The following is a 22,545-nucleotide window of genomic DNA, read 5'->3' as shown; positions in this document are numbered from 1 at the left end:
CCCGGCCGGCACTGCCGGTCCCCGGCGCCCCGCGTGTCACCGGACCGTTCGTACCGGTCCGGCACCCCCCGCGGCGCCGCGCGCCTCGCTCGACGGTCTGTCAGTCCGGGCGGTGCCGCCCGTTCCGGCAGCCCTGCCCGGACGACGGCGGTCGTACGGACACGACCGCCGTCGCATGGCGCTTCGCACACCAGAGGCCCCCCGTTTCGGCCCGTCAGTGAACAGCGTGATCCCCGTGGATGACGCGGGAGGCCGTTCCCCTTCCCCCGTGGCCGCACGCCCTGTCCCGTTCACTCGTCGAGGACGTGCGAACGCGAGCCAAACACAGTGACGAGGTCAACTCAATACCTTTAGCTGCCGCTAAATCGATTGACCGGAAGGGGTCTTGTGGCCATCATTGTCCCTGATCATTGCTTGTTCGTGGCCTCTGAGGTGGCCTCGCCCGCAAGGGCCGCACCGCACCAGCTCAGGCCGGCAGGAATCGGGGGAAAGCGGTGTTCTGTCGTGGCGTCAACGCCGCACGGCTCAGAGCGCGTACCCGTACCACGGGTGTTCGCGCAGCTCAAGTACCCTGCTCACGCCCCCCGCACACGCTTCCGCACTCCCGGCCCGTCGTCCTGACCGCGCCGCGAGGCATGAAATCAGTATGAAATCCGTGTGAAATCCGCTTGAGCGTCGTGTGATTCACGCGCGCCCACCACCTCCGGGCGCGCCGTTCCTCTCTCTCCCTATTCCGCACCGCGGACTGCGTTTGCCCGAATTCCATGCACAGAGGGGTGTTCCGCCCCCGCCATCCAGGAGAAATCGAGTGTCAGAACGCCAGCAGCAAGACGTCGTGGTCGTCGGCAACGGGGCCGTCGGAGCGTCCATCGCCTTCGAACTGTGCCGCCGGGGATTCGGCGTCACCCGCGTGGGGCGGTCCGACCGCCCGTACGCCGCCTCCCGGGCCGCCGGAGCCATGCTCGGCTGCTTCGGCGAGGTGACCACCTCCCTGCTGGAGAGCGACCACGGGCGCGCCAAGCTCGACATGGACCACCAGGCGCGCCGCTACTGGGAGCAGTGGGACGGGGACCTGAGCGACAGCTCCGGGGACGACGCCTCGCTGTTCACCGCGAAGGGCACCTTCGTCCTGCTGAACACCATGGGGTCGGCGCCGGTCGACTCGGGCAACATGCACGCCATCGAGTCCGCCCTCGGGGAGTACGAGGAGCCGTACGAGGCGATCGACCCGGAAGAGCTGGACTGGCTGGCGCCCAACGACCTCTCGCGCTCCCTGAAGGGCCTGTGGATCCCCGGTGAGCACGCCGTCGACTCGCACCGGCTGCTGGCCAAGCTCGACCAGGCCCTGGTGCGGCGCGGCGGCCAGGTCGTCGACGGCCAGGTGCGGCGGCTGGTCCTCACCGGCGGCCGGGTCACCGGCGTGGAGCTGGAGTCCGGGGACGTGCTGAGCGCGGGGCACGTGATCGTCGCGGCCGGCGCCCAGTCCCTGACGCTGCTGGACGGGCTGGAGGACGACGTCCGCCGGCGCATCCCGCCGATGGTGAGCGGCTACGGCGTCTCCGCGCTGGTGGAGACCGAGGACCGCGCCCTGCCGTCCTCCGTGATCCGCACCCCGAACCGGGCCTTCGCCTGCGGCCTGCACTGCGTGCCGCGCGCCGACGGCGTGCTGTACCTGGGCGCCACGAACATCATCTCCCGTGAGCCGAGGCGGTTCGCGGCGGTGGGAGACCTGCAGTTCCTGCTGGGCTGCGCGGTGGACCAGCTGCACACCAACCTCGCCGAGGCGTCGCTGCTGTCGGTGCAGGTCGGCAACCGGCCGGTGCCCGCCGACGGGTTCCCGCTGGTGGGTTCCGCCGGCGTCGAGGGCCTGTGGCTCGCCACCGGCACCTACCGCGACGGCCTGCACCAGTCGCCGCTGCTCGCCCGGCACATGGCCTCCCTGCTGGAAGGCAAGGGCGGCGAGTACGACTTCCTGTCCTCCTTCACGCCGGTGCGCGCGCCGCTCGCCACCGGCACCCGCGAGCAGATCGTGCGCACCACGGTGGACCACATGATGGCCACCGGCTACGAGCACAAGTGGAACGTCGTCTCCGAGTGGCCGCCGCGCATCGAGCGCCATCTGCGCCGGTACTACACGGCCACGGTCGAGGAGCTGCACCCGCGCTTCACTCCGCCGGCCGAGCTGGTCGCGGCGATGACCGACGAGATCCACGACGCCCTCACCGGCTACTACCGGGCGTGGTCATGACGGGGGACGAGCGGACCGGGACCGTGCTCGGCCAGGCCCGCGAGCGCCTGGCCGCGGCCGGCGTGTGGGACGTGGAGGGCGATCTGTCCGCCCTCGCCGACCGCTTCCTCGTCCGGGCCGATCCCGAGGCGGCGCGCGCGGAGTTCGAGGCGGCGCTCGCCGAGCGCTGCGCGCGCGTCCCGCTGGGCCACATCACCGGGTCCGTCGTCTTCGACGGCCTGGTGTTCGCGGTCGGCAGCGGTGTCTTCGTGCCGCGCTCGCAGAGCACGGCCCTGATCGAGTGGGCGGCCGGGAAGGACGTCCTGCCGCCGGGCGGCCGGGCTCTCGACCTGTGTTCCGGTGTCGGCGCCCTCGGGATCGCCCTGGCCGCGCGCCGCCCGGACACCTCGGTCACCTGCGTGGAGCGCGACGACACGGCCGTGCAGTACCTGCGCCGCAACGCGGCACGGCACGCCGGGGCGGCCCCGGGCGTCACGGTCGAGGTGAAGGACCTGCTGGTGCCGGGGTGCCTGGACGAACTCGCGGGCGGTGTCGATCTGGTGCTGGCCAACCCGCCGTACGTCCCGCCGGGCGTCAGGCTGCTGCCGGAGTGGTCCGTGCACCACCCGAAGGCCGCCGTGTACAGCGGCGAGGACGGCCTCGACCTGATCCGGGCCGTCGTCGGCCACGCCGGCGCGGTGCTGCGGCCCGGCGGCCGCCTCGCGCTGGAGCACGACGAGGCCCAGCCGGCCCTCGTCCGTGAACTCCTCGCCGCCGGGGGCTTCTCGGAGGCGACCACCCTCTCCGACTCGGCCGGCGATCCCCGCATCACCGTCGCCCGCGTCACCCGACAGGAGACCTCATGACGCCGCCACCCTCATCGGGCAGCAACTGGATGGCCATCAGGCGGGACCGCACGTCCGCCACCCTGGACCGCGCCTTCGCCGAGGAACTCACCGGCCACACGGTGACCGCGCGCGACGGCAAGCGGGTCACGCTGCGGGACGGCTCGACGGTCACGGAGTTCGTCTCCTGCTCCTACCTCGGCCTGGAGTCGCACCCGGCCCTCGCCGAGGCCGCGATCGAGGCCACCCGTGTCTTCGGTGTCCACCTGTCGTCCTCGCGCAACCGCATGCGCCCGCACTACCTGCCCGAACTGGAAGAACTCCTCGGGCAGATCTACCCGGGGACCGCTCCCTGCGTCTTCACCTCCACCAGCAATGTGCACCTGGGCGTGCTGCCGCTGCTCGGCTCCGGGTCGCTGCCGAGCCATCCGGTCCCGCACGAGCCGCACTTCCTGGTCGACCAGACCGCGCACGCCTCCCTCCAGGTCCTGCGGGGCATCTTCGAGCAGTTCGGGCCGGTGAGCCGGTTCCGCTCCGCCGAGCCCGACTCGGTGCGCGAGGCGCTGGAGCGGGCGCGGCAGCAGCGGCGTACCCCGGTCATGCTCGTCGACGGCGTGGGCTCCATGAACGGCCTGGTGCCGGTCGCGGAACTGGCCGAGCTGACGGCGCGGGCGGGCGGTTACCTCTACGTCGACGACGCCCACGGCATCTCCATCGAGGGCGCGTCCGGCGCGGGGTACGCCCTGCACGCCTTCGGCGGCCGGCTGCCGCGGAACGTGATCCTCGCCGGATCGCTCTCCAAGGGCTTCGGCGGCTCCGGCGGCTTCCTGCTCGCGGCCACCCAGCAGGACGTGGCCGTGGTCCGCAAGCTGGCCAACCCGCTGGTCTTCGGGCACTCCGTCATGGTGCCGATGATGGCCGCCAACGTCGCCGCCGCGCGCGTCCACCTCTCCCCGGAGATCGCGGACCTCCAGGAGCGCCTGTGGGCCAACGCGGCCCACCTGGACGACCTCACCGGCGGCAAGCTCGCCAACGCCCAGGTCCGCTCCCCCATCCGCGGCGCCGTCTTCGACTCGGAGGACGCCGGGCTGGAGGCGACCAGGCTGCTCAAGCGGCGCGGCGTGATCATGCTGCCCGCGTTCTACCCGACGGTCCCCGAGGGCACCGCGCTGCTCCGGTTCGCGCTCTCCGCGCTGCACGCGCCCGAGGACATCGCCCTGCTCGCCACCACGCTGGAGGAGGTCGGAGGGTACGGCTCCGGCACCCGGGGGACGTCCCAGGCGGCGGCCCGTGGCTGAGGACACCGCGCTCGCCCCGCCGCCGCCGAGCGCGAAACTGGGCCCCGAGCTGCGGCCGGTGGCGGCCTCCTATGTCGCCACCTATGTGGGCGACGGACTGTTCTACGTGACCGCGGCCCTGTACTTCACGCAGGTCGTCGGGTTGAGCCCGGTCGTCTACGGCGCCGCCCTGACCGTGGCCTGGCTGGTGGCCATGGGGCTCAGCGTCCCGGTCGGCCACCTCGCCGACCGCTTCGACCCGCGGACGGTCACGGCGGTGCTGCTCGTACTGACCGGACTGGCCACCTGCGTCTACCTCTTCACCCATCAGGTGCTGGTGTTCTTCGCCGCCGCCTGTGTGTTCACCACCTGCACCGAGGGCACCCACTCGGCGCGCTCGGCCCTGATCGGCCGCACCTTCCCGGCGGATCAGGTGACCCGGGTCCGCGCGATCCTCATCTCCGCCTCCAACGCCGGACTCGCCCTCGGCGCGGCGCTCGGCGCGCTGACCATCGCCTCGGGCACGGCGGGCGCGTACCGCCTGGGCTTCGCCCTGGACGCGGTGACGTTCTTCCTCTCGGCCGCGCTGCTGCTGAAGGTGCCCTCGCCGAAGGCGCCGCAGCAGGCCGAGGAGGCGGCCGCGGAGCCGGCCGGCGGGTCGCTGCTCGGCGTGTTCCGCGACCGGGGCTACGTCCTGCTGGGCGTCCTCAACATGCTGATGACCCTGCACATCCCGCTGACCGACGTGGCGCTGCCGCTGTGGGTGGTGCGGCAGACCCACGCCCCGGCGTGGAGCATCGCCGTCCTGTTCGTCGTCAACACCACACTGGTCGTGCTGTTCCAGTACCGGCTGGCCAAGGGCGTGGCGAGCGTCGACGACGGGGTGCGCGGCATCCGGCTGGCCGGGGTGCTGCTGTTCGCCGGGATGGCCCTGTACTCGGTGTCGGGGATGCCGAGTTCGCCGTGGGCGGCGACCGCGCTGCTCGTCGCGGCGGCCGCGGTGCTCACCTTCGGTGAGATGCGGCAGACGGCCACGATGATGGAGATCAGTTTCCGGCTGGTGCCGGGCGAACGGTACGGGCAGTACCAGGGGTTCTTCGGCATGGGGTCCACCCTGTCCGAGGCGGTGGGCCCGCTGGTGCTCACCTGGCTGGTCCTCTACCAGCGCACCTGGGGCTGGCTGCTGCTCGGTGTCGTCTTCCTCGCCGCCGGGCTCGCCGTACGCCATGCCGTCGACCTGGCCCGCCGGGCACCGCTCATGAGGGAGAACGCCCTGTGACGGCTGACCGTCCGGTGCTGCTCGTGCTGAGCGCGAGCCACCGGGTCATCGAGAAGGCCGTCGGCCTCGGCCTGGACGTGGTGCACCTCGAAGCGCCCTCGCTCGCCGAGCCCGAGCTGGAGCCGCTGTGCCTGCGCACGGTCCGCACGGACCTGCTGGACGTCCCGGCCGTCGTCGAGCTGGCGGCCGCGCTGGACCGCGAGTTCGACTTCGCGGGGGTGCTCAGCAACCACGAACCCGCCTGCCCGGCCGCCGAGGCGGCGGCCCTGCACCTCGGGCTGACCGCCGCCGGCAAGGGCGTCACCGCACTGCTGCGGGACAAGGCGCGCACCCGTGAGGCCCTGGACGCGGCCGGGGCCGGCACCTGCTGGTCACGCCTGCGCTCGCCCGCCGACATCCACGCGGTGGCCCGCACCGCGGGCTACCCGGTGATCGTCAAGCCGGCGGACGGCTCGGCGAGTCTGGGCGTGCTCAAGGTGAACGGCCCGGACGAGGCCGACGCGGCCTGGGAGCAGGCCCGCCGCACCCTGCGCAACGAGCACCGCTACCACGACGTCCTCCCGGTGACCGACTATCTGGTGGAGCCGTTCGTCGAGGGCGAGGAGTACAGCGTCGAGACCTTCTCCCGCGAGGGCCGCCACGAGGTCTGCGCCGTCGTGCGGAAGGTCACCGGCACCGCGTTCGTCGAGACCGGGCACATCGTCCCGGCCGGCCTCGACGCGGAACTGGCCGACGCGGTCGCCGCCACCGTACGGCTGCTGCTGGACGGGGTGGGGCTGCGCGAGGGACCGGCGCACACCGAGGTCATCGTCCGCGACGGCGAGGTGCACCTGCTGGAGTCGCACGCCCGCACCGGCGGGGACGGCATCCCGGCACTGGTCCGGCTGGTCACCGGCCGGGACCTCGAACTCGACATGATCGCCCACTGCGCGGGCCTGCCCCTGCCCCGCCCCGGGCAGCCGGTGGCCCCGGCCGCCGCCAAGGCCTACCTCGTGGCACGGGCGGCGGGCCGGGTGCGCGCCGTGACCGGTCTGGAGACGGCCGCCGCGGCGGCGGGCGTCCGCACGGCGGAGCTGTGGGTGGCACCCGGCGACCCGGTGCGGCCCGCCACCGCGAGCTGGGACCGGCTCGGCGAGTTCGTCGCCGTCGGCGCGACCGCCCGGGACGCCTGGGCCGCCGCGGACGGCGCCGTCCGCGCCCTCACCCTTGATCTGGAGGCGGAGTGAGACTCCTCGACGACCTCGCGGTCGACCGGCAGACCCTGCTGGACGCGCAGGCGGAGAACCTGGACCTGATGCGCCGGGCCGTCCTGGCGTCCGGAACGTGCACGGCGTTCCGGCCCCGGGCCGAACTGCTGACCCCCGACGGGCTGGCCCGGATCGCGCCGACCACCCGCGAGCAGCTCGCCGACTGGGGGGCCCGCCCCGCGGCGCCGCACCGGATCACCTCGGGCGACACCCGGCTGATCCTGCGGTCCAGCGGCTCGTCCGGCCGGGTGCGCACGCTGCGCCACGACCGGCTCTTCAACGAGCGGGTGGAACGGCTCGGCGCGCGCGGCCTGAGCCTGGAGGGCCTCGGTGACAACCCGGCCGTCGTCAACGCCATGGCTCCGGGCGACCTGTTCGGCGGGTACGGCTTCGTCGACGCGGTCCTCGCCCGCCACGGCGCCGCGGTGCTGCCGGCCGGGACCGTCCTGCCGGCGGCCCATCTCGCGGAGCTGATCGAGGACGTGGACGTACGGGCCCTGGTGAGCCTGCCCGTCCACATCGAACGGCTGCTGGCCGTCGTCCCCGAGGCCATGGCCCGGCTGGCGGCCGTCTACTACCTCGGTGACCGGATGGACGCCGCCCTGACCCGGCGGCTCACCGCGCACGGCACCCGCGTCAGGTCGTTCGCCTACAGCACCACCGAGACCGGTCCCATCGGCTACCAGTGCGACCGGCTCACCGGCGCCGAACACCATGTGCACGAGGACCTCGTCGTCGCCGAGGTCCTCGACGACGAGCACCGGCCGCTCCCGGACGGCACGTCGGGCGCGCTGGCGGTGACCGTGCTCGCGACCACGGGCACGGCCCTGGTCCGCTATCTGGTCGGCGACCACGCGGTGCTGCGCCCCTCCGACTGCCCGTGCGGGTCGCCCGCCCGCATCCTGCGCGTCGGGGACCGCGACGGCGCCTCGGCCAACATCGACGGGACGGTCGTCACCAAGGCCATGTTCGACGAGGCGCTGCGCCCGGCCGGGCTGCCGCAGGACGGCGTCTACCAGATCGGCGTCACGGTGCGCGACGGCCGCTTCCGGCTGGCGCTCAGGGGCGCGGCGCTGTCCCAGGTCGGCGACGAGGCCTGTACGGCCGCCCTGGCCAAGCACCAGACGCTGTGCATCCTCACCGACTCCTCACGGTTCGCCGGGCTGAGCGTGGAAGCAGGCGAACCGCCCCGTGCCACCACCCGGGGGAAGGTCCAGTTCTTCTGGCACGAAAGGAACACCGATGACTGACCAGGTGAAGGCCGGGGTGACCGACCCGGCCGACGTGCTCGCTCCGCACCGCGACCGGCTCGACGCGATGGACGAGCAGATCCTCGGTCTGCTGACGGCCCGCATGCGGGTGTGCCTGGACATCGCACGGCTCAAGGCGCGGCACGGCATCCCCATGATGCAGCCCGAGCGCGTGGGGCTCGTCGTGGCACGGGCCCGCGCGCACGCCGCGGCGCACGGCCTGCCGGAGGAGTTCCTGGCGGACGTCTTCCAGCGCGTCATCGACGAGACCTGCGCCCGGGAGGACGCGCTGATAGCCGAGCTGACCCGCGAGGAGTCCCGGTGAAGACCCTGCTCGTCGACAACTTCGACTCCTTCACCCTGAACATCGCGCAGTACCTCTACGAGGTCTCCGGCACGCTGCCCGTGGTCGTGCCCAACACCACGCCGTACGAGGAGCTTCCACTGGGCGAGGTGGACGCCGTGGTGCTGTCCCCCGGGCCGGGCCGGCCCTCGCGGCGCGCGGACTTCGGCGTGTGCCGCGACATCATCGCCGCCTGCGAGGTCCCGGTCCTCGGGGTGTGCCTGGGGCACCAGGGCCTGGCCGAGTTCTTCGGGGCGCGCACGGTGCACGCGCCCGAGCCCGTGCACGGCAGGGTGGACACCGTCCGGCACACCGGCACCGGGCTGTTCGCCGGCCTGCCCCAGGACCTGCCGGTGGTGCGCTACCACTCGCTGATCGCCACCGACCTGCCCGACTGCCTGGAGCGCACCGCGTGGAACGGCGAGGGCCTGGTGATGGCGGTGGCCCACCGCGAGAAGCCGCTGTGGGGTGTGCAGTTCCACCCCGAGTCGATCGAGACGCGGGGCGGCAGGGAACTGCTCATCAACTTCCTCGCCCTGGCGGCCGGCCGGCGCACCGGGCCGCGGGCGGCCGGGCAGGTCGCCGCCGGGCAGGACGCGCCCGCAGCGGTGGAGGCGTTCCGGCGGGTGGGCGGACCGGCGCGGCTGCGGCTGGACATCGGCGAGCTGACGGTGCCGCGCACCCCGGCCGAGGAGTTCACCGCCCGCTACGCCGGCCGGCCGCACAGCTTCTGGCTGGACGCGGAGGGCAGCGACCGGCCGGGCTCCCGGTACTCCCTGATGGGCGCCTGGGACGGCGAGGGCAGCGTCGTGCTCTCCTACGACCTGGCCGGCCGCCTGCTGACCCTGACCGGCGAGGGCCGGTCCGAGCAGGTCACCGGTGATGTCTTCGAGCTGCTGGAGCAGATCACGCGGTCGGTGGACGTACAGGTCCCCGAGGACTGCCCGCTGCCCTTCCAGGGCGGTCTCGTCGGCTACTTCGGGTATGAGCTGAAGGCCCTGACCATCGGCAACGCGGCCCATCCGGCGCCCGAGCCGGACGCCTGGTTCCTGCACACCCGCGCCTTCCTGGTCTTCGACCACCGGGAGAACCGGGCCTTCGAGTACCGGCTGACGCCCGCCGTCGACCCGTCCGGCGCGTACGGCACGCTCGCCGGAGCCACGGCCGCCGGAGCCACGGCCGCCGAGGTTCCGGCGGCCGCACCGGCGACGGCGGCGGCCGGTGACCCGGCCGACCGGGCCGGGGCGCGGCGGGGCTACCGGCCCGGTCCCGTCGCGGAGGAGAAGCTGAACCTCCGCGACGGCCGGGACGCCTACCTGTCGCTGATCAAGCAGACCCAGCAGTACATCCTCGACGGCGAGACGTACGAGGTCTGCCTGACCAACAAGGCGCGCGTGCCGGAGGTCGGGGACGGGCTGGCGGCCTACCACGGGATGCGGGCCGTCAGCCCGGTCCCCTACGGCGCCTATCTGCGCTGCGGCGGCATCGAGGTGCTCAGCTCCTCCCCCGAGACGTTCCTGCGGGTGGACGGGAACCGGATGGTGGAGTCGCGGCCCATCAAGGGCACCCGCCCGCGCGGCGGCACCCCGGAGCAGGACGCGGCGCTCAGGCGCGATCTGCTCGCCTCGCCCAAGGACCGCGCCGAGAACCTGATGATCGTCGATCTGGTGCGGCACGACCTCAACGCCGTCTGCGAGCCGGGCAGCGTCCATGTCCCCGAGGCGTTCGTGGTGGAGAGCTACTCCTCCGTCCACCAGCTGGTCTCCACGATCCGGGGACGGCTGCCGTGGAACCGCTCGGCGCTGGCCGCCGTACGGGCCTGCTTCCCCGGCGGTTCGATGACCGGTGCGCCCAAGAAGCGTACGATGCAGATCATCGACGAGCTGGAGGGCGAGGGCCGTGGCATCTACTCCGGAGCCCTCGGCTGGCTGTCGTTCTCCGGCTCCCTCGACCTCAGCATCGTCATCCGCACGGCCGTCGTACGTGACGGCGCGGCCACGTTCGGGGTGGGCGGGGCGATCACCGCGCTGTCCGATCCCGACGAGGAGTTCCAGGAGATCCTGGTGAAGGCCAGCGTGCCGCACCACGGACTGCGCGGCGGCGCAGGGGAGGCACCGTGACGGCGGCCCGCTCCCTCGTGGTCCTGGGCGCCGCAGGGCTGGTGGGCGGCTGGGTGCTGCGCAGCCTGGCCGGCGCCGGCGACCGGGTGACGACCGTCGACCTGGCCGGCCGGGTGGACCTCGTCGCGGACGTGACCGAGCCGGGCGAGGAGGTGCGCGCGGCCGTGGCCGCCGCCGACACCGTGGTGCTGGCCCTCCCGGAGCAGACCGCCGCGCACTGCCTGGACTGGATCGCGCGGACCGCCGCCGCGCGGACGGTGATCGTCACCACCTGCTCGGTGCAGGGCCCGGTGTTCGACCGGGCCCGGGAGCTGGGGGCCGGTCAGCTCGTGCTCGGGGTGAACCCGATGTTCTCGCCCACGCTGGACTCGGCGGGCCGCCCGGTGGTGGTCGTGGCGCGGCAGCCGGACGGGCCCGAGGTGGAGCTGGTCCGGGCGCGGCTGGCGGACGGCGGCATGACGGTGTCCGTCATGGGCCCCGAGGAGCACGACACCGCGATGTCCCTGCTGCAGACGCTGCCGCACGCCGCGGTGCTCGCCTTCGCCACCGCGCTGCCCGAGCAGCGGGTCGACGTGGCGGCGCTGATGCGGATCGCGCCGCCGCCCGCCCGGATGCTGATCGCGCTGGCCTGCCGCATCCTGACCGCGCCGCCCGAGGTGTACTGGGACATCCAGGGGGCGAACCCGCAGAGCGCGCCCCGCCGCGCCGAGCTGCTGCGGTCGCTGGGCCGCCTGGACACCCTGGTCGCCGACGGCGACGAGGCCGGTTTCCGGGCCGCGCTGGCCGCCGCGGCCGACTGGCTCGGCCCGTACACCGCGACCGGCGCGCAGGAGTGCCACCGGCTCTTCGACCAGCTGCGGACCGCGCCGGCGGACGACCGGCCGGGGGGCGGCGCCCCGGCCGGCCCGCCCGGCGTCAGCGCTTGAGGTCGGCGGCCAGCGCCGCGTAGATGTACTCGCTGCCCCAGCGGTCCCCGTCCAGGTCGTTCTCCACCAGATGGGCCTCGCGCCGCATGCCCAGCCGCTCGCAGAGCCGGACCGAGGACACGTTCTCCACGTCGAGGCGGGCGAACACCCGGTGCACGCCCAGCTCGTCGAAGGCGAGCGCGGCCAGGGCGCGTGCCGCCTCGGCGGCGTAACCACGGCCGTGGAAGCGGGGGTTGAAGACCCAGCCGATCTCGGCCTGGCGGGCGTGCGCGTCGGCGTGCTTGAGCGTCACCTCGCCGACGACGCCCGGCTCGCCGGCGCGGACGACGGCGAGGGTCAGTTCGTCCCCGTCCCGCACCCACTTCGGGGCCTCGGCGGCCTCGGCGATGACCTCCTCGCACCGCTCGCGGGTGCGCGGCGGGCGGTAGAGGTAGCGGGCGACCTCCGGCAGCTTCTGGTAGTCGTACATGTCGTCGACGTCGCTCGGCGTGAACAGCCGCAGTTCGAGACGGTCGGTGGCCAGGGGCAGTACGGGAGCAAGGTCCATGCGTCGTCTCCGGGGCGTGGGCGGTGCGGCCGGCGGTGGGATGCGGCCGGCGGTCCATCCTAGGACAACACAGCCCGCGCACAGGGTGGGCCGGACCCCTTTCACCGCCTCAACCACGGCCTTTTCCGGCCGAGTTGTGGTGACCGTACCGCCATCTCCCGTCCACCGCGTGACAGGTGCGCCCCGCGGGGGCCGGCGTTACGATGTGCCGTGGAGCGAGCGGCCGCCTCGGCGGGGCCGGCGGCCTCCGCATGGGGGCGGCACCTGGCCGGCGGCGGGGAGGAGGCGGTGTGATCCGCTACGAGGCGATGGCGGACGACGTCGCGAGGATCCGCTTCTCGCTCTCCCCGCTGGGCGAGAGTGTGTACAGCATGCGCATGCTGGCCTCCCCCGAGCTGCGGCGGCAGCACCTGCCCTGGGTGCACGACATCCGGCCGAGGCTGAAGTCCGTCGACCTCAGACCGCTGCGCGCCGTGATCCCGCCGTCCGGGTACATCCCCGACTTCCTCACCCCGGCGCCCGGCGCCGCGCCGGCGGGCATCGACGAGGAGCTGGAGGCGGTACGGGCCACCGACCCCGAGGAGTTCGTCCAGGAGGTGGCCTGGATGGCCGCCGACACCGGCACCCCGGCCGCCTGGCGCAGCGACGCGGCACCCCTGCACCGGCAGATGCTGGCCAGACCGGAACGCGCGATCGGCACGCTCACCGAAGTGCTGCGCACCTACTGGCGGCTGGCGCTGGAACCGTACTGGCGCCGGCTCCAGCGCGAGCTGCACCACGACATCGGGTCCCGGATGCGGATCATGGAGAGTTCCGGCGCCGCCTCCGTCTTCTCCTCGCTCCACGAACGGGTGGCCTGGGACGGCTCCCAGCTCTCCGTGCAGAGCGATTACGAGTTCCGCAGCAAGCTCGACGGCCAGGGGATCGTCCTCGTGCCGAGCATCTTCTGCGGCTCCGAGGTGCTCACCATGCTGCCGCCGCTGCAGTCGATGGTCGTCTACCCGAGGCCCGGCGGCGCGGACATCTGGAAGCGCGGCCTGACCGACCGTCCCGGCCCGCTGGCGGCACTGGTCGGCAAGGTGCGGTCCTCGGTGATCGAGTCGCTGGTGATCCCCGCGTCCACCAGTGAGCTGGCCGCGGAGATCAACTGCACCCCCGGGGCCATCAGCCAGCACATCAGCGTGCTGCGGGACTGCAACATCGTGGTCAGCCGGCGGGTGGGCCGCCGCGTCATCCACTCCCTGACCGAGACCGGCGAGGCGCTGCTGCGCGGCGCGGCCACGGGCTGACGCGGTCCGGCCCCCGCGGTGGTGGTGCCGGGCTCAGGAAACCGCGCGCAGGAACTCGATGAGGGCCGCGTTCACCTCGTCCGGGCGTTCCTGCTGGGTCCAGTGTCCGCAGCCCGCCAGTTCGAGGGGCGGGCGCCACAGGCTGGGCATCAGGTCGGGGAGGCGGGCGATGAGTTCGGGCGTGCCGGGGAAGGCGGGGACGCTGTCGCGGTCGCCGTAGACGTACAGGGCGGGCCGGGAGACGACGGCGCCCTGCCAGGGGGCGGTCAGCTCCCAGTTGCGGTCCAGGTTGCGGTACCAGTTGAGGGCCCCGGTGAAGCCCCGCGAGAAGCTCTCGGTGAGCGCGTCCAGGTCGTCCTCGGTGAACCAGTCCGGCAGCGTGCCGGGGTCCGGCAGGTCCGCGAGCCAGCCGCGCTCGGGGTCGACCAGGGGTGGTTTCCCCTGGCCGGCGCCGGGCGCGTCACCGGAGGCCGCGTAGAGGAACTTGCGCAGGGCGGTGCGGGTGTCGCGCGCGAACTCGGCGTCGGCGACACCGGGGCGGTCGAAGTAGTTCCAGTAGAAACGGCCGCCGAACCGCTCCTGCATGGCGGCCAGTGGAGGGCGCGGCCCCCGGAACGGCGGCGGCGCGCTCAGGCCGGCCACCGCCCGCACCACGTCGGGTCGCAGCAGCGCGGTGTGCCAGGCCACCGGCGCGCCCCAGTCGTGCCCGACGACGTACGCGCTCTCCTCGCCCAGGGCCTGGATGAGCCCGACGACGTCACCGACGAGATGGAAGATGGTGTACGCCTGTACGTCCTCGGGGTGGTCGCTGCGGCCGTACCCGCGCTGGTCGGGGGCGACCACCCGGAACCCCGCCCCGGCCAGCGGGCCGAACTGCCGGTGCCACGAGTGCCAGGACTCGGGGAAACCGTGCAGGAGCACCACGAGGGGGCCCTCGCCCTGCTCGGCGATGTGCAGGCGGATGCCGTTCACGTCGACCATACGATGCTCGATCATGCGCCCGAGCGTACGCGCCCCGCTCCGGCGCCGGCGGCCGTACGCGCTGGCCGTACGCGCTGGCCGTGACGCGCTCACAGCAAGGCGGTGGCGGGCCAGGTGAGGACGGCGGCGGCGGTGAGGAGCCCGGCGTTGAGCGCGATGCGGCGGTCCCCGCCGGTCAGGTGGACGGCGATCGCCCCGGTCTGCAGGAGGACGAACCCGAGGGCGGCGGCCGGTGCCGGCCAGGGCGCGGCACCGGTCAGCGATGGCAGGACCAGCCCGGCCGCGCCGAGCATCTCGACCGCGCCCAGTGCCCGGACGGCGGGCAGCGGGACGCGGTCGACCCAGGCCATCATCGGGCGCAGCCGCTCGCGGTCCCGGGCCGCCTTCAGCGCGCCGGAGTAGACGTAGAAGAGGGCGAGCGGACCGGCGAGGGTCCAGTAGGCGAGTGTCGTCATCGGCTGCGGGCGTGGTCGGTGGCGGGCTCGGTCGCGTAGCGGCTCATCACGCGGAGGCCGTCCTCCGGCGTCGGCGGGCCGCCGCCTGCCATCACCTCCTGGAGGTCCCGGAAGTACTGCACGTACAGGTCGGGGGTGAAGGTGCTGAGCATGACGGCGGGCCGGTCGGCCGGGTTGGTGAAGGTGTGCGGGACGCCGGGCGGCACCATCACCAGCGTGCCGGGGGTGGCGTCGTGGACCTGCTCCCCGACGGTGAAGCGCACCGTGCCGGAGACGATGTAGAAGCCCTCGTCGTGGCGGGCGTGGCGGTGCTGCGGCGGCCCGGGGGTGTGCGGGGCGAGGACGGACTCGGTGATGGCGAGGCGGTGCCCGGTGTGGCTGCCGTCCTCCAGGACACGCATGCGGGTGGCGCCCAGCACGATCCTCTCGCCGCCGTCGGGGCCGACCACGGATACGGCGGGGACGGCGACGGCCTGCGATGCGCTGTTCTCGGCTTGTTCGTTGCGCTCGGCTCGTTCGCTGTTCTCGGTTTCGTCGTTGTTCTCTGCTTCTTCGTTCTCTGCTTCTTCGTTCTCTGCTTCTTCGCTCATGTCCCGAGTGCACCTCCACGGCCCCGCCGCTGTCCAAGACCTGTTCCGTGCCGCCGATACCGGATGGGTATCGTTGCAGCGTGGAGCTACGTACCCTGCGCTATTTCGTGGCGGTCGCCGAGGATCTCCACTTCGGCCGGGCCGCCGCCCGCCTGCACATGAGCCAGCCTCCGCTGAGCCGGGCGATCAGGCAGCTGGAGGCCGAGACCGGCGCCCCGCTGCTGGTCCGCTCGCCCGCCGGGGTCGCGCTCACCCCGGTCGGCGCGGTGCTGCTCGACGAGGCGCGGTCCCTGCTCGCCCGGGCCGACCGGCTGCGCGCCCGGGTCGCCGCGGCGGCCGGCACCGCGACCCTCACCGTCGGCATCCTGGGCGACGGCACCGACCCGGGAGCGGCCAGGCTGGCCGCCGCCTACCGCCGCGCCCACCCCGGCGTCGACATCCGCGTACGCGACACCGGCCTGACCGACCCGACCTGCGGGCTGCGCGCCGGACTGGTCGATGTCGCCCTGACCCGGGCGCCCTTCGACAAGACCGCGCTGACGGTGCGTGAGCTGCGCACCGATCCGGTGGGCGCGATCCTGCGTACGGACGATCCACTGGCCCGCCGCGACCGGCTGTGCCTGGCCGACCTGGCCGGCCGCCGCTGGTTCCGGTTCCCGCCGGGGACCGATCCCCTCTGGCAGGCGTACTGGAACGGCGGCGAGGCGCGCGAGGGCCCGGTGGTGCGCGTCGTCCAGGAATGCGTGCAGGCCGTGCTGTGGAACGGCACGGTCGGCCTGGCCCCGCTCGGCCACGACCTGCCCGCCGGACTGACGGCGGTACCACTGGCCGACATGGCACCCAGCCGGGTGGTGGCGGCCTGGAACGACGGCGACACCAATCCGCTGCTCCACTCGTTCGTGGAGACAGCGACGGGGGCGTACCGTCGCTGACGCGCGAGCCCTTGACCTCAAGCATGCTTGAGGGAGGAGCCTGACGGCATGGACACCGAAGAGACGCGGCGGCAACTGCGGAACCTGACCGACCGTGCCGAGATCACCGACCTGCTGGACCGTTACCTGCGCTCCCTGGACGAAGGGGTCTTCGACGAGGAGTGGGCGCGCGCCTTCCACACCGAGGACGTCAGCGCGGAGATGCCCATCGGCACCGTGCACGGCCGTGCCGCGCTGCTGGCCCGTGTGCGACGCGCGATGGCACTGTTCGACCGGACGGTGCACCTGCGCACCAACACCGTCATCGAGATCGACGGCGACCGGGCCACCGCCCGGGGCGCCCAGCTGAGCACCCATGTGCCGGCGGACGGTCCGGCCGGCCTCTTCGTCTCCGCCGGCCACACCGACGACGAACTGGTCCGGACACCCGACGGATGGCGGATCCGCGCCTCGGCGCTGCGCGTGGTGTGGACCCAGGGCACGCCCCCGCGCCTGCCGGACGCGGCCCCGGCGGCCGAGGGCCTGCCGGCTGCCTGACAGGCTGTACGGCCGCCGGGGTCCGCCGTCCGCCGCGGCTCCCTACGGGGTGGCCGCCGCGGCGGCCGTCCAGTCGGTGGTGCGCAGCACTTCGGCGGTCTCCGGGTCGGCCGGGAAGAAGCATTCGATGGCCAGTTCCGCGACGGTGATGTCGAGGGGGGTGCCGAAGGTGGCCATGGTGCTGAAGAAGGCGAGTTCGCGGCCCTCGTGGCGCAGCCGCAGCGGGATGGCGATCTCGCCGGGGCCGGGCAGCTCGACCTTGGGTTCGGGCTGGTCGCAGGGGTAGGCGCGCAACTCGTCGTACAGCTTGCCGAGGACGGGGTCGGCGGTCGTGGTCACCTGTCGGCGCAGCCGGCCGAGCAGGTGGGCGCGCCACTCCCCGAGGTTGGCGATGCGCGGTGCCATGCCGTCGGGGTGCAGGCTCACCCGCAGCAGGTTGACCGGTTCTTCCAGCAGGGCGGGGTGGACGCCCTGGCCGAACAGCCAGGCGGGGTCGTTGGCGTCCACCCGGTTCCAGTACCGGTCCAGGACGACCGCCGGGTACGGCTCGTGCGCGGCCAGTACCTGGCGCACCATGTCGCGGACGGCCGACATGTGCGGGGCCCGCAGGCTGGTCTCGTGGTAGACGGGGGCGTAACCGGCGGCCAGCAGCAGGGGGTTGCGTTCGCGCAGCTCCAGGCCGAGCGCGTCGGCGAGCCGCAGCACGGCGTCTCGGCTGGGTACCGAGCGGCCGTTCTCGACGAAGCTCAGGTGCCGGGAGGAGATCTCCGCCAGCGTCGCCAGTTCCAGCTGGCTGAGCAGGCGGTGCTTGCGCCACTGCCGCAGCAGGTCACCGAGGGACTGTGCGAGCCGCGGGTCCGTCGTCGTCACCGTCATCTGTTCCTCACCTCGTTCTCCTGGCGGGCGACGCGCCGGTCGTCCCGCCTGTCGTCGTTCTCCGTCACCGCGCCGGGCGCGACAGCGCTCTCGCGGAGTGGTCATCGTGGCTCCCCGCGGGCGGGGAGAGTGGACGTACGGTGGCGTGCCTGGCCGGGGTGTGCCGGTCAGTTCCGGGCGGCCGGCTCGGGCAGGGCCTGCACCAGGACGGCGACGGCGACGGTGAAGGCGGCGAGCAGGGCCACGCTCCAGCCGAAGGCGTCCGCGTACGCGCCCCGGCCGCCGTGGCCGAGCACTCCGAAGAACACCACGCCGATGGCCGCCACGCCGAGGGCGTTGCCGCCTTCCTGGGCGGTGGAGAGGACTCCGGCGGCCGCGGCGGCGTGGTCGGGTTCGACCCCGGCGAGGACGGTGGGCGTGACGGGGTTGGCGAACAGTGCCATGCCGACGCCGGCGACGCACAGTCCGGGCATGATCCAGTAGACGGAGCCGCTGACGCCGGTGGCGGCCGCCGCGACGATCATCACTCCGTACCCGGCGGCGACGACCAGGGCGCCCAGGGTGAGTACCTGTTTGCCCAGCCGGGCCGCGAAGGCGGCCGGTACGTAGCCGATGCCGAGGGCACCGAAGATCAGGCCGGAGTTCAGCGGGGACGCGCCGTGGCCGTCCTGGAGGTAGAGGGCGAGGACGAACATGAAGGAGGCCATCGCCGCGAAGAAGCCCAGGATGATCAGGATGCCGACGGAGAAAGCCCGTTCGCGGAACAGGCTGAGCGAGATCAGCGGTGCGCGGTCGGTGCGCTCCAGGCGGTTCTGGCGCAGGGCGAAGACGGCGAGCAGCGGGACGGAGGAGGCCAGGACCACCCAGGACCAGGCGGGCCAGCCCTGTTCGCGGCCCTCGACCAGGGACAGGACGACGGCGAGGAGACCGCAGGAGCCCAGGGCGGCTCCGATCAGGTCGAGGCCGGTGCGACCGGTGCCGTGCGACTCGGGGACGTACTTGCGCATCAGCAGCAGGGAGAGAGCGCCGATCGGCACATTGACCAGGAAGATGGCGCGCCAGCCGATCCCGGCGATGTCGGCGTGGATGAGCACGCCGCCGATGAGCTGGCCGAAGGTGGCGCTGATGCCCATGGACAGGGCGAAGGCGGTGAAGGCGCGCACGCGCTGGACGCCGCTGAAGGAGGTGTTCAGGATGGCCAGCATCTGCGGGGTCATCACGGCCGCGCCGATGCCCTGCACGACGCGGGCCACGATCAGCACGCCGGGGGTGGGGGCGAGACCGGCGGCCAGGGAGGCGAGGGTGAAGAACGCCATGCCGAGGGCGAACACGCGGCGCCTGCCGTAGAGGTCGCCGAGGCGGCCGGCGGTGACCATGCCGGCGGCGTAGGCGAGGCTGAATCCGGAGACGATGAACTCGATGGCCGCGGAGCCGGCGTCGAGGTCGACGCGGAGGGAGGGGATGGCCACGTTGACCCCGAAGAAGTCCAGGGTGATCATGAACATGCCCGAGACCACGATGAGCATCCGGATCAGGGCGGCCTTGTCCATGCCCGGCTCGGCCGCCTCCTCCGAGCCGAGTGAGGCGGAGCGAATACCTTGGTCCACCGACATTGCCGGCCCCCCGATCGAATCGATGTGTTTTCCGTGGCGGTCAGTCGTCGAGCCCGGCGTGGACGAGTTCTTCCCTTCCGGTGGGACCTATTGAGCCTGCCGGTGCACAGCGGGGAGCGTCGATTACCTCATAGGTAATAACTTCCCGCCCGCGTCCGCCGATGCCGGTGTCCAACTCCCGGGGCAGCCACGGGCGCGCCCCGGCCGGACGGCGAGCGAGGTGAGAGGCCGCACACCGCATGGCCCGCATCACATGTCAGAGGCCTTGTCAGAGGCCCGTGCGGCACCCGGAACCGGCCGGCCCGGGAACCGGGCGGGATACTGTCGGATCTCTATGGGCAAATTGAGCTATAGGAAGGCTCGTCGCAACAACAGTCCCGGTCTGCTGAGACTCTGCCTGGTTCTGGCCGTTCTCTTCTCACCTGCCCGCGTCCTCGCGTACGGGGGCGAGGAGTATCTCCACACTTTCACTGGCGGACAGGCCGGCCTCGGCAAACTCGCGGCCTACCAAGGTGCTCGCCCCAACCGATGCACGGCGTCACGTCGCAGCCCGCGCTTCAGCTTCGAGTTCGTCCTGGTCGGCAGGATCACTCACTGAGCGGGCGCACCGGGTACCACCGCTCCTCCCAGGTTCCGATGCCCTAGGCTTGCCGCCATGCATACCGGGACGGCCTCGCGCCACGCACGGATCGGTGACCCGGTGCTCTCCTGAGCGCCGTACGGGCCGGTCGGGGCCCGCTGTGCGATCGAGGACCCGGCGCCGCCGCGCGGGCTCCGCCTCCGTCGTGTTGACCACAGGCTCTGCACGTCAACCACGACAGGAGATCCCATGCCCACCAAGACGCTGCGCGTGCCCACCCCGGACGGCCGGGCCGACGCTTTCGCCGCCTTTCCCGACGGCGGCGGCCGGCACCCGGGGGTGCTGATGTACACGGACGCCTTCGGCCTGCGGCCCGAGCTGGAGGACAAGGCCCGCGAACTGGCCGGACACGGCTACTACGTGCTCGTCCCCCACCTCTACTACCGGCACGGCCCCGCGCCGCTGGTCGAACTCCCCGCGCACATCGGCGAGGACGTCCGCCCCGCGGTCATCGCCCGCTTCCTGCCCTGGATCGCGGAGCACACCGGCGAACGAATCCTCCGCGACGCCGACGCCTACCTCGGCTTCCTCGCCGGCCGGCCCGAGGTCGGTGCCGGGCCGGCCGGGGTGATCGGCTACTGCTGGGGCGCCGCCCTGGCGCTGCGCACCGCGGCGGCCCACCCCGGCCGGGTCGCCGCCGTCGCCGGATTCCACCCCGGTTTCCTGGTCACCGACGCACCCGACAGCCCACACCGCCTCCTGCGCGACCTCACCGCCGAGGTCCACCTGAGCCTCGCCGAGAACGACATGACCCCAGAGGCCCTCGACGAGCTGACCCGGGCACTGGACGCCGCGGGCGTCGCCCGCACCGTCGAGATCTGCCCCGGCACCCTCCACGGCTACACCATGTCCGACACCGACGCCTTCCACCCCGCGGCACTGCGCCGGCACTGGGAGGGCCTGCTCGCCCTGCTGGACCGCAACCTGGGCGTCGACTGAGCCTCCCCCTCCCCCGGCCCCTACTCCTGTCCTCCCCAGTCGGCGAAATGGGGCGCGCCGACGCGCTGGATGCGGTGGTCGTGGGTGGACGTCCACCCGTACACCCGCGATCCGTCGTCCAGCGTCCTCACCAGGATTCCGGCGCCGTCGGGCCCGCCGGGCACCCGGTACTCCACCGCCCCCCGCCACCACGGGTGGCCGTCTCCCGTGCAGGTGGTGTGCGTGGCGGAGGACCTGCCCGCCCGCACCTCGTCGTAGGCGCGGGCGATCCGCTCGTCCATGCCCGTGGGGCGGGGGTCCGGGAGCCCGCGGCAGGTGCCCTCGGCGGCACGCGCGCCGCCGGTCCCCGTCCCGGTCGCGGTCGTGCAGGCGCCGGCGGCGCGGTCCTGCTGCTCCTGGCCGGCGAGCCGGGCGGCCTCCCCGGCGGGCAGGGCCATGGCGTCGATGCGGGCGGAGGCGCTGGTGGCGGTACGGGTTGCGGGGGCCGTGCAGGACAGGGTGCCGGGCACGGTGTTGCCGGTGAGCGGGAAGTCGCCGCGCCGGCCGGTGCACTCACCGGCGTCGTGCCCGTCGAGGGTGAGGACCGCGCTGAGGGTGGCGCTGATGCCGCTTCTGTCCACACGGGTCACGGTGTGCGGGTCGACCTCCCCGGTGAACGGCTCCGTGACCGTGCAGCCCCCGGTTTCGCAGGTGAGCGTGGCGTCCCGGCTGACCGTGAGGACGGTGCCGCGGTCCACCGCGCCGTCGAGCTTCCTGGTCTGCGTCTCCAGCGTTGCGTACATCGCGTCCGCCTGGCGGCCGGAGAGCGGGGACAGGTCCATGCCCTGGGAGTCGCCGTCCTTCAAGGGGCCCGTGGTCACCTCCGGTGCCGCCGGGGCGCCGGCCCGCGATGGCTTGTAGGGCTCCAGCCGCAGGACCCGGTAGGGCTTGTCCTTGGTGATGACGAGGCTGCCCGCGCGGGTGTCGGCGCGCAGCGCGGGCACGCCGTCGACGACGAGCCGTGCTTGCCGGGGATCGTCCGGGCCCGGCAGGGACTTCAGTCCGTCGAGGGCGTCCCCGAGTACGGCCGCCAGGTCCGCCGGTGCCAGGAACTGGCCCAGGACCGGGCCGAGCAGGACGTCCACCCCGGTACCCGAACGCCCCCAGGTGCCGGGCGCGTTCGGGTCCCTCGGCTCGCCCGCCGCTCTCTCGTAGTCCTGGGCCTTCTTGACGCGGGTGTACGTCTTGCCGCCGACGCGCAGGACGTCCTGGTTCATCTCCCGCACGCCGTCGCTCGTGGAGCCGAACTGCGTGCCGGAGCGGGTGACCGTGATGTCCCGGGCGGTGATTCCGGTGGCCGCCGTGTCCTGGTAGCGCGGCGCCGGGGCCGCCGACAGCCGCGCCGGCGCCTGGTCGAAGGGGGCACGGTCGCGCAGCAGCCGCGCCGTCGCCGCCTCGGCGTCCGGGCCGCCGGTCACCAGTGCCGGCAGTCCCGCCGACATCGCCACCACGATCACCGCCCCGACCAGCGTCCAGGTCTTCCAGCGGCGGCGCGGTGCCGTCTCCGGCTCCCTGGACGGCGCGGACGTGTGGGCCGGCGGTATCTCCGGAGCGTCCATGGGCCCCTCCCCTTCACCCGTTCCGACGCGGTCT

Annotated in this window: 20 protein-coding genes; 13 read left to right on the top strand and 7 right to left on the bottom strand. The window is 73.3% G+C overall.

Annotation, left to right across the window (positions count from 1 at the left end; all coding sequences use genetic code 11):
• Nucleotides 1-808: 808 nt before the first annotated feature.
• The 9 genes from ABZ858_RS21230 to ABZ858_RS21190 are packed head-to-tail and all read left to right on the top strand — an operon-like array spanning nt 809 to nt 11,514.
• Nucleotides 809-2,248 (top strand): FAD-dependent oxidoreductase, encoded by a 1,440-nt coding sequence (locus tag ABZ858_RS21230; RefSeq protein WP_361380599.1) that lies wholly within the window; start codon nt 809-811, stop codon nt 2,246-2,248.
• Entirely contained in the window at nt 2,245-3,093 is an 849-nt protein-coding gene (locus tag ABZ858_RS21225) for a HemK/PrmC family methyltransferase (RefSeq protein WP_361380596.1), read from the top strand. Before ABZ858_RS21230 ends, ABZ858_RS21225 begins: the two co-directional genes overlap by 4 nt.
• The gene (locus tag ABZ858_RS21220; protein ID WP_361380593.1) at nt 3,090-4,370 is read left to right on the top strand and encodes an aminotransferase class I/II-fold pyridoxal phosphate-dependent enzyme; all 1,281 of its coding nucleotides are present in this window, start codon (nt 3,090-3,092) and stop codon (nt 4,368-4,370) included. The genes ABZ858_RS21225 and ABZ858_RS21220 overlap by 4 nt, the downstream gene beginning before the upstream one ends.
• Complete coding sequence (locus tag ABZ858_RS21215; protein ID WP_361380590.1) at nt 4,363-5,628, top strand: MFS transporter; 1,266 nt, start codon at nt 4,363-4,365, stop codon at nt 5,626-5,628. The genes ABZ858_RS21220 and ABZ858_RS21215 overlap by 8 nt, the downstream gene beginning before the upstream one ends.
• Nucleotides 5,625-6,854 carry an ATP-grasp domain-containing protein gene (locus tag ABZ858_RS21210; protein WP_361380587.1) on the top strand — a complete coding sequence of 410 codons (1,230 nt, stop codon included), beginning with the start codon at nt 5,625-5,627 and terminating at the stop codon, nt 6,852-6,854. Before ABZ858_RS21215 ends, ABZ858_RS21210 begins: the two co-directional genes overlap by 4 nt.
• The gene (locus ABZ858_RS21205; RefSeq protein WP_361380584.1) at nt 6,851-8,125 is read left to right on the top strand and encodes an AMP-binding protein; all 1,275 of its coding nucleotides are present in this window, start codon (nt 6,851-6,853) and stop codon (nt 8,123-8,125) included. The genes ABZ858_RS21210 and ABZ858_RS21205 overlap by 4 nt, the downstream gene beginning before the upstream one ends.
• On the top strand, nt 8,118-8,450 hold the full coding sequence (locus ABZ858_RS21200; RefSeq protein WP_361380581.1) for a chorismate mutase: 333 nt from the start codon (nt 8,118-8,120) through the stop codon (nt 8,448-8,450). Before ABZ858_RS21205 ends, ABZ858_RS21200 begins: the two co-directional genes overlap by 8 nt.
• Entirely contained in the window at nt 8,447-10,588 is a 2,142-nt protein-coding gene (gene pabB, locus ABZ858_RS21195) for an aminodeoxychorismate synthase component I (protein WP_361380578.1), read from the top strand. Before ABZ858_RS21200 ends, pabB begins: the two co-directional genes overlap by 4 nt.
• Nucleotides 10,585-11,514, top strand: coding sequence for a prephenate dehydrogenase dimerization domain-containing protein (locus ABZ858_RS21190; RefSeq protein ID WP_361380575.1), 930 nt, complete (start codon nt 10,585-10,587; stop codon nt 11,512-11,514). Before pabB ends, ABZ858_RS21190 begins: the two co-directional genes overlap by 4 nt.
• Here ABZ858_RS21190 and ABZ858_RS21185 read toward each other — a convergent pair.
• Nucleotides 11,504-12,061 carry a GNAT family protein gene (locus tag ABZ858_RS21185; RefSeq protein WP_361380572.1) on the bottom strand — a complete coding sequence of 186 codons (558 nt, stop codon included), beginning with the start codon at nt 12,059-12,061 and terminating at the stop codon, nt 11,504-11,506. The genes ABZ858_RS21190 and ABZ858_RS21185 overlap by 11 nt on opposite strands.
• Before the next feature lie 290 nt (nt 12,062-12,351).
• Between ABZ858_RS21185 and ABZ858_RS21180 the strand changes: the two genes are divergently transcribed.
• A complete protein-coding gene (locus ABZ858_RS21180; protein WP_361380569.1) occupies nt 12,352-13,350 on the top strand; it encodes an ArsR family transcriptional regulator in 999 nt (332 codons plus the stop codon).
• A 33-nt stretch (nt 13,351-13,383) separates the two neighbouring features.
• Here the strand turns inward: ABZ858_RS21180 and ABZ858_RS21175 are convergent, their stop codons facing one another.
• The 3 genes from ABZ858_RS21175 to ABZ858_RS21165 form a co-directional block, all read right to left on the bottom strand.
• A complete protein-coding gene (locus ABZ858_RS21175) occupies nt 13,384-14,346 on the bottom strand; it encodes an alpha/beta hydrolase (protein WP_361380566.1) in 963 nt (320 codons plus the stop codon).
• Between the two features lie 74 nt (nt 14,347-14,420).
• The gene (locus ABZ858_RS21170) at nt 14,421-14,786 is read right to left on the bottom strand and encodes a DoxX family protein (protein WP_361380563.1); all 366 of its coding nucleotides are present in this window, start codon (nt 14,784-14,786) and stop codon (nt 14,421-14,423) included.
• Nucleotides 14,783-15,376 carry a cupin domain-containing protein gene (locus tag ABZ858_RS21165; protein ID WP_361380560.1) on the bottom strand — a complete coding sequence of 198 codons (594 nt, stop codon included), beginning with the start codon at nt 15,374-15,376 and terminating at the stop codon, nt 14,783-14,785. The genes ABZ858_RS21170 and ABZ858_RS21165 overlap by 4 nt, the downstream gene beginning before the upstream one ends.
• An 80-nt stretch (nt 15,377-15,456) precedes the next feature.
• Between ABZ858_RS21165 and ABZ858_RS21160 the strand changes: the two genes are divergently transcribed.
• Entirely contained in the window at nt 15,457-16,308 is an 852-nt protein-coding gene (locus tag ABZ858_RS21160) for a LysR substrate-binding domain-containing protein (protein ID WP_361380557.1), read from the top strand.
• 48 nt (nt 16,309-16,356) lie between these two features.
• Complete coding sequence (locus ABZ858_RS21155; RefSeq protein ID WP_361380554.1) at nt 16,357-16,845, top strand: nuclear transport factor 2 family protein; 489 nt, start codon at nt 16,357-16,359, stop codon at nt 16,843-16,845.
• Nucleotides 16,846-16,887: 42 nt separating this feature from the next.
• Here ABZ858_RS21155 and ABZ858_RS21150 read toward each other — a convergent pair whose 3' ends face one another.
• Nucleotides 16,888-17,721 carry a helix-turn-helix transcriptional regulator gene (locus tag ABZ858_RS21150; RefSeq protein ID WP_361380552.1) on the bottom strand — a complete coding sequence of 278 codons (834 nt, stop codon included), beginning with the start codon at nt 17,719-17,721 and terminating at the stop codon, nt 16,888-16,890.
• A gap of 167 nt (nt 17,722-17,888) precedes the next feature.
• Nucleotides 17,889-19,334, bottom strand: a complete 1,446-nt coding sequence (locus ABZ858_RS21145; protein ID WP_361380549.1) for an MFS transporter — start codon at nt 19,332-19,334, stop codon at nt 17,889-17,891.
• Between the two features lie 829 nt (nt 19,335-20,163).
• Between ABZ858_RS21145 and ABZ858_RS21140 the strand changes: the two genes are divergently transcribed.
• The gene (locus tag ABZ858_RS21140) at nt 20,164-20,913 is read left to right on the top strand and encodes a dienelactone hydrolase family protein (protein WP_361380546.1); all 750 of its coding nucleotides are present in this window, start codon (nt 20,164-20,166) and stop codon (nt 20,911-20,913) included.
• Nucleotides 20,914-20,933: 20 nt separating this feature from the next.
• On the opposite strand, the gene ABZ858_RS21135 is transcribed toward ABZ858_RS21140, so the two are convergent.
• Complete coding sequence (locus ABZ858_RS21135) at nt 20,934-22,511, bottom strand: hypothetical protein (RefSeq protein WP_361380543.1); 1,578 nt, start codon at nt 22,509-22,511, stop codon at nt 20,934-20,936.
• Nucleotides 22,512-22,545: the final 34 nt, after the last annotated feature.

It is taken from the genome of Streptomyces sp. NPDC047017, from assembly GCF_040644175.1.
Taxonomy (GTDB): domain Bacteria; phylum Actinomycetota; class Actinomycetes; order Streptomycetales; family Streptomycetaceae; genus Streptomyces.
Note: the sequence above shows the minus strand (reverse complement) of the source record. Positions and strands in the feature narration are given on the sequence as shown.